Below are 13,456 nucleotides of genomic sequence, written 5' to 3' on the forward strand. Positions count from 1 at the left end.
CGATCCTTTGAGGTGCTACTTGGCGCCCCATTGGTAGCGCATCTTTACAGATACTTTAATATTTTTTACGGATTCTTGCTAGTTGTAGAGAATGATTAACAATCTACGCTGATCAACGTGATAGCGTAGCCATTTTTTTGGAAGTAGGTCTGCTCATAGATTTTTCCATCAAAGTCATCGGGTAAAGACTTAAACCAGCTATCATTGGTTAGTTGTTTCTCAGTGACAAGTTCTTCCGGAAATTCTGTAAAAGAGCTGAAGATGCTTTCTTCAGGCAGTGGCTCTTCTTTCCAAAAACTAAATTCGCCAGGTAGAGCATCCCAATTAGCCCAGATATAACTACATTGTCCAAAATTATAGCTGTGCACGACAGCAAGTGCTTTTTCAGGCAGGCTTTTGACACAATTATTTGCAAGAGGAGCGACACTAAACTCAGTTAGTTCAGACAGTTCTTTGATGAATTGCAGTGTTATTTCTTTACCTTCTATTGCTTTCATAAACAAATGCTTTGGTAGCAACAGTTCATTAGCAAAGTCGTTGGCTTCTCTTTCTCTCTCCGGAGTCGATGCATTTTTACCAACAGATCCCGCTTCTAAGTCTGCGTGAGCTAGGTGGTTTCGATGGTGAGGGAAAAGAAAATGCGCGAGCTCATGGGCGATAGTAAAACGCTTACGATAGGGAGCATCTGGGAAATCTTTATAAAATATAAAGCCACGCTCCTTGTTTTCATCAATTAGAAAACCCGGAGGGAATTTTGCAGATGGCTCTTCTTCAACGTCTGGAAGAGTCGCAATATCTACTATTGCTTCTATTCCACAGGATTTCGCTATTTTGTGAAGAGGAATCGGAAATGATAGTTTTGGAAGCTGCCTGAAGAGCTCTTTTATAAGTTCTTCAGGTGTATAGCAGTCGGCCCACTCCATCGGATCAAGCTTGTACATTCATTTCCTTATTTTGTTTGTTGTTTCCCCTGCTTGATTAGAGCCATTGCCATGTTTACGGCTTGTTTAATCGTCGCCTTGTCTGAATCGGTGAGATCTGAAGTATCAAACTCACGAAACATCAAACTCAGTTCATTTTGTTCATCTTTGCTTTCTAAGCCAACAAGGGAGTCCAGTGTTACGCTGTAGTATATGCTAAGTTCCTTTAGCAATTCTAGTGAGGGGTTCTTTGTTTTCCCCTTCTCTAGCTCCCATATATGAGGCTTAGATACACCAACAGCATCAGCAACAGCCTGAAGTGAGGCTTTTTTGCCTACCCGTAATTCTGTTAGTCGTTCAGCTAATGTCATTTTACACCTCCATGGTTTAATTGGTCGCGGATATTACTACAACACTTTTCGTATGTATATAGCAAACATATTTGTATGTCTATACATAACATACTAGAACACACTGTTAGATAAATCTAACAAATTCGTACATTTTTAGTTGACGTTATTCAATATTGATCATATCATCTATGTTAGATGAGAAATCATCTATTCGTTAAACTAAATCTAACAAAATAGGAGGTAGCATGGCTACTAACGGAAAATCAGGCGACAACCGACGACATGGAGCAGTAAAACAACGCTCCCAAACTCAAACCCCAAGTGGGCATTGGGTTAAAAGAGACGCAGAAACAGGACAGTTCATGGATGTGAAGACGTCAGATAAAACACCATTCAAAGGAGTGAGAAAGGAAAAAAAATAGGCTTTCATCACTACAATGAAAGCCTATTTTTCTATTTGAGTTGAAAAGTAAGAATCGCCAAATTTTTACTTTCAGGCATATACCGGAGGTCTCTCCTGCAGGCAATGCGATATATCTAACAATATTGATCATAGCCGTAGTCAACTCATAATTCAATAGAGATCCCTCCTCTTCCTTTTTTAGTGGAGGTATTGATCATGAAAACGGTAAAAGACGTTCATGTTTCAGCTTACGCTAGGTTCAAGAATGGTCAATGGGAACATGTAATCTCTCATTGGCGCTCTTCTCCTAGATAAATACAAAGGGCATAGAGCAATCTATGCCCTTTTTTTCATCTCACTAATCCAACATCAAGGCTATGTCACCCATATCTGGTGCGTAGTAAACCCGCTGCAAGATTCTTAGATCAGTATGGCCTGATATCTTGGCTAGGTTAAGTACGTCCACTTTGGTGGCTAGTCGCGTGAGAGCTTCCCGTCTCAGGTCATGAAAGTGCAGATCGTCTATTAGACACTTGTTGCGTATCTTTCTGAAATTCACATCAAGCGAATCTGATTTCAGGTTAAAGGCTTTTAACCTGCAGTCATCTAAGGTTTTAAGCTTTTCCAATACTTTCACCGCTGTGGTGGATAGCGGCACGGTACGAGGGTTACCGTTCTTTGTTTTGGGTAGATGAACGGTTCGTCTTTCTAAATTAACGTCTTCCCATGTTATGCCGCAAATTTCACCGGCACGCATGGCGGTTTCTATGGCAAAGACGATGGCCGCGCCGATACGTTCGCTCTTGGATTCTGGCGGTATGTCTATGTCGTATTGTGTGGCGATCATCAGCTGTTCAAATTCACCAGGCAACAGCCGTCTTGTCCTTGCTTCTGGTTCTTTGGGACGCTTCACCCTTGTCATTGGGTTTTCTTTCAACCAGCCCCATTCCTTCGAACACTGACTGCAAATAGAAGACAACACGGTCCATTCACGAAGCACAGTACCAACAGCTACTTTTTGTAGGCGTCTGTCTCGCCATTCGGCAAAATGTTTTGATTGGATATCTTGGAGGGATATAAAACAAAGTGGGTCTGCTGGTTCATCGGCGCTTTTACCTAACCAACGCTCAATTCTTCGGATTTCGAATTTTTGACCACGCTTGGTCACACTGACCGTATCACGGTAGCGTTCTAGCGCTTCACTAAAGGGACGATCTGGAATATCAGAGGAAGTACTTTCTTTTGCTTCGCGTTCTAAATCAGACGCCCACGCTTGTGCGTCGCGCTTTGTAGAGAAGCCACGCTTCGTCTTACGCTTACCTTTCACGCTCACTTGAGCGCGCCATGATCCATCATCGGTTTTAAAAATAGACGCCACTGAATATTCTCCGGTGCAATGTGCGGTGCAGTTTCGGTGCAGAATTTCAGAAAAGATAGCATATAAGCGGAAAAGCTTACAATTTGAAGCAACACTAAGAAAATGCTGGAGAGTATATATTTAAAGGGATTGAGCAAGATAAGAAAGTGCAGGCATAAAAAAAGGCACCATAAATGGTGCCCGGGACCGGAATCGAACCGGTACGATATTTCTATCGCAAGATTTTAAGTCTTGTGTGTCTACCAATTTCACCACCCGGGCATATCTGATTTTGGAGGCCGGAGTCGGAATCGAACCGGCGTTCACGGAGTTGCAGTCCGCTGCATGACCACTCTGCCATCCGGCCTCTATCAGAAGATCTTTTAATGGAGCGGGAAACGAGGCTCGAACTCGCGACCCCAACCTTGGCAAGGTTGTGCTCTACCACTGAGCTATTCCCGCGTCTCAAAAGACGGTGCCTATTCTATGTATTTGAGCTTTCACGTCAAGGAAAAAATCCAAATAAATAGCTAACTTAGGCACTTTTTTTCATTCTGTTTAGTTTTTGTTCGAATCTTTGGCCATTAACTCCGGCCAAGCTGCTTTTAAATAAATATACATAGACCAAAGAGTTAATAGTGCCGCCGCAATGAGTACTATTTCTCCCAGGTGAGCAATCATGGTGTCTGGTCGACTGCCTAACAAGATGAAAATTGCCAACATCTGCATCGTGGTTTTCAGTTTACCAATATAAGAAACCGCTACGCTGGCGCGCTTGCCCATTTCGGCCATCCACTCACGCAATGCCGAAATAACGATTTCACGACCGACAATAACGGCACTGGCTAAGGTCAATAATGGATTTGAGTAGCTGGCTACCAACAACACTAAAGCAATAGACACCATGAGCTTGTCTGCCACCGGATCAAAAAAAGCCCCAAAGGCTGTGGTTTGATTCAGTTTTCTTGCCAAATAACCATCTAGCCAATCAGTGATAGCGGCCAAAGCAAAAATAATTGCGCACGTGTAATAACGCCCTTCCCACGGTAAATAGTAAACAATCACTAAAATTGGAATCATGAAGATCCGCACGGAAGTCAGTATATTCGGTATGTTCATTATATTCCCAATTCTTAAGCTAAATGCGTCCACACTTAGCCAAACTTAACTTTTATGAAGATGCAGATAAATTTCTTCTGCCTTTTTCGCACTAATGCCTTTTACCTTAGAAATGTCTTCCTGACTTGCTGAGAGCAGCTCTTGATAGCCACCAAAGGCGGTTAGCAGCTCTTTGCGTCGATTAGGTCCAATACCTGGAATATTTTCCAATACCGAATGACGACGCTTCTTATCTCTTCTACGACGGTGACTCTTTACCGCAAACCTATGGGCTTCATCCCGAATATGCTGAATAAGATGCAAAGCCGCCGAATCCGGCGGAAGAACGACTTCATCTTCTTTGGAGCCGATATATAAAGTTTCAAGCCCCGGCTTACGCGTATCGCCTTTTGCGACACCCAATAAGAAGATATTGACCAAGCCCAAATCCTTTAATACCGCTTCCGCTTGGGTTAATTGTCCTTTACCGCCATCAATCAGCAAAACGTCAGGGGCTTCTAGTTCGCCACTTTTCACGCGCTTATAACGTCGCGTGAGCGCTTGCTTCATGGCGCCATAATCATCCCCCGGTTCAACACCTTCGATGTTGAATGAACGATAGCGCTTTTTATCTGGCCCATCGGCACCAAACACCACACAAGAAGCAACCGTTGCTTCACCGCTGGAGTGACTGATATCAAAACACTCCATATGCGTTGGCGGCTCAGAGAAGCCTAACAATTTTTGCAAGGCGGTTATACGGCTAAAGTGATTACGTTTATCAGATAATCGCGCTTGTAGACCTTGTTCAGCGTTGAGTTTGGCGAGCTCCAACCAGCGAGCACGCTGCCCTCTTACATTACTGAGTACTTCAATTTTCTTCTGGGTGGTTTCAAAAACACCTTCCACCAGCGCTTCACTGTCTTCTAACTCATGGCTAATGATAAGCGTCTTAGGTAACTCTTGAATACCACCAAGGTAAAATTGAGCGATAAAAGACGATAATAATTCACCTTCTGTGATCTCGATGGGCATTTTGGGATAGTGACTTTTGCTACCAACCACTTTGCCTTTTCGCACCATCATCACATGAACACATAAGCCACCAGGCTGGATAATGGAGGCAATCACATCAGCCTCTCCAGTTTGTCCATAAACATGCTGTTGTTCTTGGATGTGCTTGAGTTGAATAATTTGATCACGCAATTCGGCCGCACGTTCGAATTCCATATCAGCGGCAGCAGAACTCATTTGTGAGGTGATTTCAGCTGTGAGCTCTTGGTCTTTTCCTTGTAAGAACATGCGGGCATGACGAACATCCAGATCGTACTCCTCGTCACTGATTAAATTCACACAAGGGCCAGAACAGCGTTTAATTTGATATTGCAGACATGGACGAGAGCGATTTGAATAGGTGCTGTCTTCGCATTGACGCACTTTGAACACCTTCTGCATGGTATTCAAACTTTCTTTTACCGCGCTGCCACTTGGGAAAGGACCAAACAAAGTCCCTTTATCCGTTTTATCGCCACGGCGGAATAACAAAGCTGGGTGATGATGATTGGATAATAAAATGTATGGGTAAGATTTATCGTCTCGTAATAAAATATTAAATGGCGGACGATGCTGCTTAATCAGCGTTTGTTCTAGAAGCAATGCTTCTGTTTCGCTCTTGGTGACAGCAATTTCAATGGAGTGTATACGACTCACCAAGGCCATGGTTTTAGTCGTTAATCCTGTAACACGAAAATAACTCGCGACACGATTCTTTAAGTTTTTGGCTTTTCCGACATAGAGCAATTCACCTTTTTCATCGTACATGCGATAAACGCCCGGACGTGTGGTTAAATTGCTAACAAAATGCTTTGGATCAAATTCTGAATGGCTCAAACAAACCTCGTTTTTCGCCTAGCCCATACCAAGCACATTATAACGTACTGCTAAATGAATCAATTCAACATCGCTTTCAATGCTCAACTTTGTAAAAATACGAGTACGATAAGTACTAACCGTTTTAGGGCTAACGTTTAGATGCTCCGCAATTTCACTGGATTTTTTACAATCTACGATCATTTGGGCGACTTGTAACTCTCTATCTGATAACTGTCCCAATGGCGAACCTTGTCCATCTATAGAAAATTTAGACAGTGCCATTTTCTGAGCGATACTCTTAGATATATAGTGCTCGCCTTTCGATACCTGCTGGATGGCTTCTAATAGTTCTGACGTATTGGTTCCTTTAGTCAGATAACCCGATGCCCCCACTTCTAATAATTTAACTGGATATAAATTGTCATCCAATGCAGACAAAGCAATAATCTTGGTTTTCGGTAGAATACGTTTTATTTCTTTCGTTGCACCTAATCCGCCAATTCCCGGCATATGCACATCCATCAAAACGATATCTGGCAATAACGTTTTAGAATGAGTAATGGCCTCTTCGCCAGAATGAACAACACCAACCACCTCAACACCTTTTACATCCTGTAATACACGACTAATACCTTGGCTAACCACATCATGGTCGTCAACAATCAGTACTTTCAACATAACAACCTCACCAAACTTCTCTACGTCTCGTGTTGATTTCACCTTACCTAGAATGAAAGCGTGTCAATAGCTTCCTGCTGAAATAAAATCATTTTATAAAAAACAAACGCAACAAGCACTTTTTAATCTGGAAGCTTTTCTTTATACCCCATATCAAATAACTTTTGCTGACTAATTTCACGATAACGAGCTCGCACGCCTGATCCGTGAGTTTTTTGCGTGTAATAAAGCAAGGGCGCAACCTCTTCTTCTGTAATAGATAAATCATTCGCAATCTTACCTGCCAAATCTTTTACGCTCAGAGTTTGCTTATCTTCGATCATAATAACTTTTGGGATAACAAGACGCTCGCCTGAAATAACTCGATCGACAATTTTTAAATAACTTTGCTCAAATAAAGGCCAAGTTACTCTTTCCTCTTCAGACTTTAGCTTGTACCAGCCGGCATCAGACCCTGCAAAAAATACCGCAGGGTGACTCCATTTATATTGCAAAGGGTCTGTTCGACAAGCACAGGCCTCAAGATAAGCAGTACGAGGATCAGGCAAGCCATAAGCTTTATAAGCGGTATTAATCAGTTTTAAGAAGTCGGCAATGGTTGGCGGCCAAGCATGTATTTCTTTGGTACGTTCTACCGCATAAGCCAACAATGGCTCTTGAAAACCTTTTAAAGCAATTGCCCACTCACGCTTGGCCAGTTTTACTTCATCCGTTGTACTGTAAGCTGAGGCAAATTTATGCGTATAAATGGCTTTAAAGCGTGCAAACAACATATTAACCAAGACGCGTGTTTGTTGCTCTGCTTCCGAAGGACCAGAGTCACGACCTTGGTTGCTACCGCGTCCAGTATCTCCGTACTCACCAGTCTGTGTCGTGGATGTTGTTGAGGGCGTCGCTAACCTGCTCTCTAGAGGTTTTAGTAAATTTTGTACTGCCTGAGGTTCCTTCATATGAAGACCTATCCGATTGTTTGTATTGCCACTGACGTTTTACGTATTTAAAAAATTCACTGTTCCAAGTTCTTACATTCTTGCGCTGCTCTTTGATTCTCAGCAAAAACTCAGTTTGCAAAGACAAAGCAAATTCACGAGCAATACCGGCTTGGACAATTTGCTCCAAGGTTGCTTCTTCCGGCTGCCACTGATCGGGTTGTCGAGCACGTTCTTTCTGCTCCAAGTACAAATCAAAATCTGTCACCCCTCTACGATCATTTACCACAGGTGGAGTGGGTGCGTCATATTGTCTAACAGGCTGTTTCGTTGTGTAACTTTTTGGTTGTGGCGTGAACTCTTCTGCCTTTTCTCGCGACGCTTTATGCAAGCGATCCATTTTACTCATCAAAGAATCGTCTTTAGAAGTTTCAGCTATAGGCTGAGTGGCAGGCGCTACCTTTTGAGACTTTGACAAGTGAATTTCTAATATATCTTCTTGGCGCTGAAAACTAAGCAATTGACTAATCTGTAGATTAGAAAGCAAGCGCATCAACATAGGAACTGTCCAAAATGGAAGCTGAGCTCCCAATCGCCCCATCTCTACTCGCAAAGCGTTAGAACCAACAAGGTAAGCTTGCTGCTTCAAAAAGGTCAATAAAACGGTTTCTTCTAGCCCGATTTGGGCAGCCATTGAAAATGATATCGGTAATGAATAGTCGTTATCCAACATAAATCTCGCTTCACTTAGTTAGCATAATAGTCTATCAAAAGCCGCTCCCATTAGCACGACAACCTTAGAGTAACATTGCCATTTAGACAAAATGTCACACTTTGCTTCTCCATAGTGATTAGACTTTCGTTTTAAGTTTTTTTCTTTATTAAAACAATGCTCTCTCGGTATTTTTGACAGTCTCCAAAAACATACCTATGCTCATAAGACGGCAATACTATTATAAAAAAGCCAATCATCCGCTAATTTTTGCATTGCCTGCCCCGCGATCGTTACTCTGGAGGAAAGTTGTATGCATACCACTAAAATTTCTGGACACCATATCGATGTAACCCCAGCAATTAAAGATCACATCCATGAGAAGCTCTCAAAAGTATCCAAACTCAGTGACGAAATCACATCCGTAAATATCACTTTATTAAAAGACAGCAAACAACAAAAAGCAGAAGCGCGACTTCACCTTCCAGGTAAAGAAATTTTTGCCGCAGCCACTTCAGAAGATAGACTATTTCACGCAATAGATGGCATGGTTGAAAAATTGGTGCGCCAAATAGACAAACACAAAACCAAGCAATCCAGCACAGGTCACAAGCCAATCACACATCATTAAATACCTAATTAATACATCCGATAGAAGAAAACCACTGCTGCTTCGGTGGTTTTTTTCTATATTTTTATCGGTTCAAAATAATCTTCCTTGAAGTTTGGAACTTTCGGCTGCATATTAAGTCTATTGTTAGTCTTAAAACCTTTAAAGGAGTTAACTCATGCGTTACACAGAAGCCCTTTCGACACATACGTCACAAGCGGCAAATAAAACGCTCCGCAATACTTACGGACTGTTGTCGCTTACCCTATTGTTCAGCGCCTTCACTGCGGGCTTGAGCATGGCTTTCAACTTACCTCATCCTGGCCTAATTATTACTTTAGTAGGTTTTTATGGTCTGCTTTTTTTGACGCACAAATTTAAAAACAGCTCAGCTGGTATTCTTTGTGTGTTTGCTTTGACTGGTTTCATGGGTCTTACCCTTGGGCCGATATTAAGCGCTTACTTGAACATGTCTAACGGCGCCAGCTTGATTATGAGCGCATTGGGCATCACAGGCCTGTCATTCCTTGGTTTGTCCGCTTATGCGCTAATTTCCAAGAAAGACTTCAGTTTCCTTAATGGATTCATCACTGTTGGTTTCTTCGTTCTATTGTTTGCTGTGATTGCTGGCATCTTTGTTAAAATGCCTGCCCTGCAAATCTTTATTTCTGCAGGTTTTGCGCTATTCTCTGCTGCGGTCATTTTGCTGCAAACAAGCGAAATCGTACGTGGCGGTGAAACCAATTACATTATGGCAACTGTGAACTTGTATGTTTCTCTATACAACATGTTCTTAAGTGTATTGTCACTTCTAGGTATGGCTCGCGATTAACAATCCAGCAAACCAATACGAAAAGGCCGCTGACTGCGGTCTTTTTTATGTGTAAAATTTGCGATATCACTTTCCAAGGTTCTTTTTTAATGCAATACACTTTGCTCATTACAGGGTCGCCATACCAAAGCAAGGCTTGCCACACCGCCCTTCGCTTTATTCGCGCTGCTCTCAACAAACACCCTGACAGCATAAAAGGCGTATTTTTTTACGAAGATGCTGTACTCATTGGTAACCAAGCCGCACAGCCTCCACGAGATGAAATCGACTTAGCACAAGCGTGGCAAGACATTGCAAAACAACACAGCATACCTTTGTACTTATGTATTGCCGCTGCGGTACGACGCGGCATCATCAATGAAAGTGAAAGTCGCCGGTATGAGTTAGAACAACATACGCTTGCAGAACATTTTCAACTTGAAGGCTTAGGAACGCTTGTGGACTTAATGAACAGCAGCAATAAAATCATTCAGTTTAGGTAAAGTCATGAAAAACACACTCATTCACCTAAACTCTAGCCCTTATGCCAGCTTAGCCTGTAAAGAAGGTCTGGACCTTGCTCTTGTGCTTGCGACCTTTGAGCAACCTGTTGATCTATGCCTTTCTGGCGCAGCTATGGCGCTATTGACTGATAATCAAAACCCAACCACAGAACAAGGTAAGAATCTACACAAGCTACTTGCAGGGTTAGAGTTTTACGACATTGAAAACATCTTCATAGAGAAGCACCAGTCTTGGCTTAGCGACCAGCCAACTTGGCAAGGTGTTCAGCAACTTGATGAAGCTGAATGGCAAACGATGTTTTCACAATACCAACAAGTTTTTCGGTTTTAATTATGCGACTTCACCAAATAAATCAGCTCGAATACCCTGCCACATTTGAAACAACGTGGCAAAATAGCGTACAAGCTGGCGACCAAATATTATTGATTGAAGAAGGCTTCTTGAGGCTGGTTCACCATGCCAATGCCTTGCAACAGCTGACCAAAGAAAAAACGGCCGAAGTGTATTATTTACAGAGTGACGCCACGGCTTATGGTTTATCGCCACAATTTGGCCAGGCTTTATCAGATGAAGAATGGGTCGAACTCACCTTTTCTGCTGAAGCAAACATTAGTTGGTAATTAAAATGACAAACTGCACAGCAATTTTAGATGAAGAAGGTTATTTACTGAACCTACAAGATTGGACCCCTGAACTTGCCAATCAACTAGCCAAAGATGTAGACATAGAGCTCACTGATGCTCACTGGGAGATTATTTATTTATTGCGCGACTTCTACACTGAATTTGAAGTTTCTCCCGCTATGCGCCCACTAGTCAAAGCCGTAACCAAAAAACTCGGTGCAGAAAAAGGCCGCAGTATTTATTTGATGACACTCTTCCCTGGCAGCCCACCTAAATTAGCCGCCAAAATTGCTGGGCTTCCAAAACCCGCCAATTGCTTGTAACCATAAAAAATCCAAATAAAAACGGAGCCGTTTAGGCTCCGCTTTTATTTGGATCAGATTAAACAGGCGCTTATTATTTACCGTACCATTGTAACTTTTCCTGCAAGGTAACCACTTCCCCAATAATGAGTAACGCAGGAGATTTGGCCTCATTCGCCACTGAAACATCGTACACATCTTGAATCGTGGATGTGAAAACACGCTGTTCACTGGTTGTGCCCTTTTCCACAATGGCAACTGGCATAGATGGACTCATACCAAAACGAATTAAGGATTGAGTAATGTCCTTCAGGCCCGTCAACCCCATATAAATAACCAAGGTCTGTGCTGGATGAACCAATTCCTCCCAAGGCAACTCTGTTGTACCGTCTTTTAAATGCCCTGTTAAGAAACGCACAGATTGAGCGTAATCTCGATGTGTTAGTGGAATGCCAGCGTAGGCAGCACAACCTGCCGCCGCAGTGACACCTGGGACCACCTCAAAAGGCACACCTTCTTCAATCAGCTCCTCAAGCTCTTCGCCACCGCGTCCAAAAATAAAAGGATCTCCACCTTTTAAGCGAACGACCATGTGGCCTTCTTTCGCTTTAGCAGCAAGCAGACTGTTAATCTCTTCTTGCGGAAGGCTGTGTAAAGATTTGGCTTTACCCACATACATTTTTTCCGCTGACTCAGGAATTAGCTCAATAATTTCTTTACCAACTAAACGATCGTACAAAACCACATCGGCCATTTTTAACAAACGATGTGCTTTTAATGTCAATAACTCTGGATCACCTGGACCCGCACCAATTAAATAGACCTTGCCCGTCATAATTTTCAATTTCCAGTCACATAAAAAAGCCTCACAAAGAGGCTTTTCACTTTAAAACAATCAATGCTGAGTCCACTACACTTTATTACAAGCCATGTAATCGCGCCAAGGCATCTGCTTATGCTTTTTGCAATACGGTCTTGCCACCCATGTATGACACAAGTACGTCAGGAACACGGACACTACCATCAGCATTTTGGTAGTTTTCTAGTACGGCAACCAAAGTACGACCTACAGCCAAACCGGATCCATTCAAAGTGTGTGCCAGTTCTGGACGCCCTGTTTCTGGGTTACGCCAGCGCGCTTGCATACGACGAGCTTGGAAATCCCACATATTAGAACAAGAAGAAATTTCGCGGTATTTGCCTTGTCCAGGCAACCACACTTCAATGTCATAAGTTTTATGAGCAGAGAAACCAAGATCACCGCCACACAGAATCACAGTACGGTATGGAAGCCCTAGCTTCTGCAAAATTACTTCTGCATGACCAACCAACTCTTCAAGCACTTGCTCAGAAATATCTGGGCGACAAACATGAACCAGTTCCACTTTTTCAAACTGGTGCTGACGAATCATGCCACGTGTATCACGACCGTAACTGCCCGCTTCACTACGGAAACAAGGCGTATGAGCGACAAACTTCTTATGCAAATCGGCATCATTCAAAATTTCATCACGCACCAAGTTCGTCACTGGCACTTCGGCGGTTGGTATCAAGTAGAAATCATTATTGCCACTGTCTTTGTCCACTGGCACTTTAAATAGATCGGCTTCAAATTTAGGTAGCTGGCCTGTGCCTTTTAGAGAATGAGCGTTCACCAAGTAAGGCACATAGACTTCAGAGTAACCATGCACATCAACATGTGTATTGATCATGAACTGAGTAAGCGCACGGTGTAAACGCGCTAGGTCAGAATGCATAACAGCAAAGCGAGAACCAGTAATTTTCACTGCTGCTTCGAAGTCTAACATTTCCATCGCTTCACCAAGATCCACATGATCTTTTGGCTCAAAATCGAATTGCTTAGGCTCACCCCAACGACGAATCTCTACGTTGTCGTCTTCCGTTTTGCCTTCTGGAACAGAGGTATGCGGGATATTTGGAATGCCTTCTAACAAGCCTTCAAGTTCATCTTGAACTTGTGCAAGTTGGGCTTTGGCTGCTTCTAGATCATCACCTAGTGTTGCGGTTTGTGCTTTAAGTTCAGCCGCTTTGTCTTTATCGCCAGACTTCATCGCCTGACCGATTTCTTTGGACACTGAATTACGGGCTTGTTGCAGCTGCTCGGTTTCTACTTGAATGGCTTTACGACGCTCTTCTAAGGAAGAAAAAGTCGCCACATCCAACTCATAGCCTTTCTTTTTAAGTTGAGCCGCAATGGCTTCCGGGTCAGCGCGTAATGCTTTAATGTCTAACATCTGTGCAA

The 13,456-nt window shown here is 42.8% G+C and carries 17 protein-coding genes and 3 tRNA genes; 7 read left to right on the top strand and 13 right to left on the bottom strand.

The window, feature by feature from the left end:
* Window positions 1-95: 95 nt before the first annotated feature.
* Both C0J08_RS15210 and C0J08_RS15215 read right to left on the bottom strand, forming a co-directional pair.
* On the bottom strand, window positions 96-941 hold the full coding sequence (locus C0J08_RS15210) for an ImmA/IrrE family metallo-endopeptidase (RefSeq protein WP_212652778.1): 846 nt from the start codon (window positions 939-941) through the stop codon (window positions 96-98).
* Between the two features lie 8 nt (window positions 942-949).
* A complete protein-coding gene (locus C0J08_RS15215; protein WP_100187049.1) occupies window positions 950-1,291 on the bottom strand; it encodes a helix-turn-helix domain-containing protein in 342 nt (113 codons plus the stop codon).
* 227 nt (window positions 1,292-1,518) lie between these two features.
* Between C0J08_RS15215 and C0J08_RS15220 the strand changes: the two genes are divergently transcribed.
* Window positions 1,519-1,695, top strand: a complete 177-nt coding sequence (locus tag C0J08_RS15220; protein ID WP_198432074.1) for a hypothetical protein — start codon at window positions 1,519-1,521, stop codon at window positions 1,693-1,695.
* A 339-nt stretch (window positions 1,696-2,034) separates the two neighbouring features.
* On the opposite strand, the gene C0J08_RS15225 is transcribed toward C0J08_RS15220, so the two are convergent.
* The 9 genes from C0J08_RS15225 to C0J08_RS15265 form a co-directional block, all read right to left on the bottom strand.
* On the bottom strand, window positions 2,035-3,054 hold the full coding sequence (locus C0J08_RS15225; protein ID WP_212652779.1) for a site-specific integrase: 1,020 nt from the start codon (window positions 3,052-3,054) through the stop codon (window positions 2,035-2,037).
* A gap of 174 nt (window positions 3,055-3,228) precedes the next feature.
* Window positions 3,229-3,315 (bottom strand) — tRNA-Leu (locus C0J08_RS15230).
* Window positions 3,316-3,326: 11 nt separating this feature from the next.
* Window positions 3,327-3,400 (bottom strand) — tRNA-Cys (locus C0J08_RS15235).
* A 20-nt stretch (window positions 3,401-3,420) separates the two neighbouring features.
* A tRNA-Gly gene (locus tag C0J08_RS15240) sits at window positions 3,421-3,495 on the bottom strand.
* A 96-nt stretch (window positions 3,496-3,591) separates the two neighbouring features.
* A complete protein-coding gene (gene pgsA, locus C0J08_RS15245; RefSeq protein WP_212652780.1) occupies window positions 3,592-4,152 on the bottom strand; it encodes a CDP-diacylglycerol--glycerol-3-phosphate 3-phosphatidyltransferase in 561 nt (186 codons plus the stop codon).
* Between the two features lie 45 nt (window positions 4,153-4,197).
* Window positions 4,198-6,021 carry an excinuclease ABC subunit UvrC gene (uvrC, locus tag C0J08_RS15250; RefSeq protein WP_212652781.1) on the bottom strand — a complete coding sequence of 608 codons (1,824 nt, stop codon included), beginning with the start codon at window positions 6,019-6,021 and terminating at the stop codon, window positions 4,198-4,200.
* A gap of 18 nt (window positions 6,022-6,039) precedes the next feature.
* Window positions 6,040-6,681 (bottom strand): response regulator, encoded by a 642-nt coding sequence (locus tag C0J08_RS15255; RefSeq protein ID WP_212652782.1) that lies wholly within the window; start codon window positions 6,679-6,681, stop codon window positions 6,040-6,042.
* A gap of 122 nt (window positions 6,682-6,803) precedes the next feature.
* The gene (locus tag C0J08_RS15260; RefSeq protein ID WP_249344324.1) at window positions 6,804-7,631 is read right to left on the bottom strand and encodes a replication protein P; all 828 of its coding nucleotides are present in this window, start codon (window positions 7,629-7,631) and stop codon (window positions 6,804-6,806) included.
* Window positions 7,540-8,343 (bottom strand): DnaT-like ssDNA-binding domain-containing protein, encoded by an 804-nt coding sequence (locus tag C0J08_RS15265; RefSeq protein ID WP_212652783.1) that lies wholly within the window; start codon window positions 8,341-8,343, stop codon window positions 7,540-7,542. The genes C0J08_RS15260 and C0J08_RS15265 overlap by 92 nt, the downstream gene beginning before the upstream one ends.
* Before the next feature lie 292 nt (window positions 8,344-8,635).
* Between C0J08_RS15265 and hpf the strand changes: the two genes are divergently transcribed.
* The 6 genes from hpf (at window position 8,636) to C0J08_RS15295 (ending at window position 11,214) form a co-directional block, all read left to right on the top strand.
* Entirely contained in the window at window positions 8,636-8,953 is a 318-nt protein-coding gene (gene hpf, locus C0J08_RS15270) for a ribosome hibernation-promoting factor, HPF/YfiA family (protein ID WP_212652784.1), read from the top strand.
* 157 nt (window positions 8,954-9,110) lie between these two features.
* Complete coding sequence (locus tag C0J08_RS15275) at window positions 9,111-9,764, top strand: Bax inhibitor-1/YccA family protein (protein WP_212652785.1); 654 nt, start codon at window positions 9,111-9,113, stop codon at window positions 9,762-9,764.
* Between the two features lie 89 nt (window positions 9,765-9,853).
* On the top strand, window positions 9,854-10,246 hold the full coding sequence (tusD, locus tag C0J08_RS15280; protein WP_212652786.1) for a sulfurtransferase complex subunit TusD: 393 nt from the start codon (window positions 9,854-9,856) through the stop codon (window positions 10,244-10,246).
* Between the two features lie 4 nt (window positions 10,247-10,250).
* Complete coding sequence (locus tag C0J08_RS15285; protein WP_212652787.1) at window positions 10,251-10,598, top strand: DsrE family protein; 348 nt, start codon at window positions 10,251-10,253, stop codon at window positions 10,596-10,598.
* Between the two features lie 2 nt (window positions 10,599-10,600).
* Window positions 10,601-10,888, top strand: a complete 288-nt coding sequence (locus tag C0J08_RS15290; protein ID WP_212652788.1) for a DsrH/TusB family sulfur metabolism protein — start codon at window positions 10,601-10,603, stop codon at window positions 10,886-10,888.
* 5 nt (window positions 10,889-10,893) lie between these two features.
* Complete coding sequence (locus C0J08_RS15295; RefSeq protein WP_212652789.1) at window positions 10,894-11,214, top strand: TusE/DsrC/DsvC family sulfur relay protein; 321 nt, start codon at window positions 10,894-10,896, stop codon at window positions 11,212-11,214.
* Between the two features lie 73 nt (window positions 11,215-11,287).
* Here C0J08_RS15295 and cobA read toward each other — a convergent pair whose 3' ends face one another.
* Window positions 11,288-12,028 (bottom strand): uroporphyrinogen-III C-methyltransferase, encoded by a 741-nt coding sequence (cobA, locus tag C0J08_RS15300; RefSeq protein WP_212652790.1) that lies wholly within the window; start codon window positions 12,026-12,028, stop codon window positions 11,288-11,290.
* A gap of 118 nt (window positions 12,029-12,146) precedes the next feature.
* Entirely contained in the window at window positions 12,147-13,448 is a 1,302-nt protein-coding gene (serS, locus tag C0J08_RS15305; RefSeq protein ID WP_212652791.1) for a serine--tRNA ligase, read from the bottom strand.
* Window positions 13,449-13,456: the final 8 nt, after the last annotated feature.

It is taken from the genome of Marinomonas sp. CT5 (assembly GCF_018336975.1).
GTDB lineage: Bacteria > Pseudomonadota > Gammaproteobacteria > Pseudomonadales > Marinomonadaceae > Marinomonas.

Bases quoted from the DNA above. Each gene is read 5' to 3' on its own strand.
- C0J08_RS15210 (WP_212652778.1), bottom strand. From the start codon at position 941: ATGTACAAGCTTGATCCGATGGAGTGGGCCGACTGCTATACACCTGAA.
- C0J08_RS15215 (WP_100187049.1), bottom strand. From the start codon at position 1,291: ATGACATTAGCTGAACGACTAACAGAATTACGGGTAGGCAAAAAAGCC.
- C0J08_RS15220 (WP_198432074.1), top strand. From the start codon at position 1,519: ATGGCTACTAACGGAAAATCAGGCGACAACCGACGACATGGAGCAGTA.
- pgsA (WP_212652780.1), bottom strand. From the start codon at position 4,152: ATGAACATACCGAATATACTGACTTCCGTGCGGATCTTCATGATTCCA.
- C0J08_RS15255 (WP_212652782.1), bottom strand. From the start codon at position 6,681: ATGTTGAAAGTACTGATTGTTGACGACCATGATGTGGTTAGCCAAGGT.
- C0J08_RS15260 (WP_249344324.1), bottom strand. From the start codon at position 7,631: ATGAAGGAACCTCAGGCAGTACAAAATTTACTAAAACCTCTAGAGAGC.
- C0J08_RS15265 (WP_212652783.1), bottom strand. From the start codon at position 8,343: ATGTTGGATAACGACTATTCATTACCGATATCATTTTCAATGGCTGCC.
- hpf (WP_212652784.1), top strand. From the start codon at position 8,636: ATGCATACCACTAAAATTTCTGGACACCATATCGATGTAACCCCAGCA.
- C0J08_RS15275 (WP_212652785.1), top strand. From the start codon at position 9,111: ATGCGTTACACAGAAGCCCTTTCGACACATACGTCACAAGCGGCAAAT.
- tusD (WP_212652786.1), top strand. From the start codon at position 9,854: ATGCAATACACTTTGCTCATTACAGGGTCGCCATACCAAAGCAAGGCT.
- C0J08_RS15285 (WP_212652787.1), top strand. From the start codon at position 10,251: ATGAAAAACACACTCATTCACCTAAACTCTAGCCCTTATGCCAGCTTA.
- C0J08_RS15290 (WP_212652788.1), top strand. From the start codon at position 10,601: ATGCGACTTCACCAAATAAATCAGCTCGAATACCCTGCCACATTTGAA.
- C0J08_RS15295 (WP_212652789.1), top strand. From the start codon at position 10,894: ATGACAAACTGCACAGCAATTTTAGATGAAGAAGGTTATTTACTGAAC.
- cobA (WP_212652790.1), bottom strand. From the start codon at position 12,028: ATGACGGGCAAGGTCTATTTAATTGGTGCGGGTCCAGGTGATCCAGAG.
- serS (WP_212652791.1), bottom strand. From the start codon at position 13,448: ATGTTAGACATTAAAGCATTACGCGCTGACCCGGAAGCCATTGCGGCT.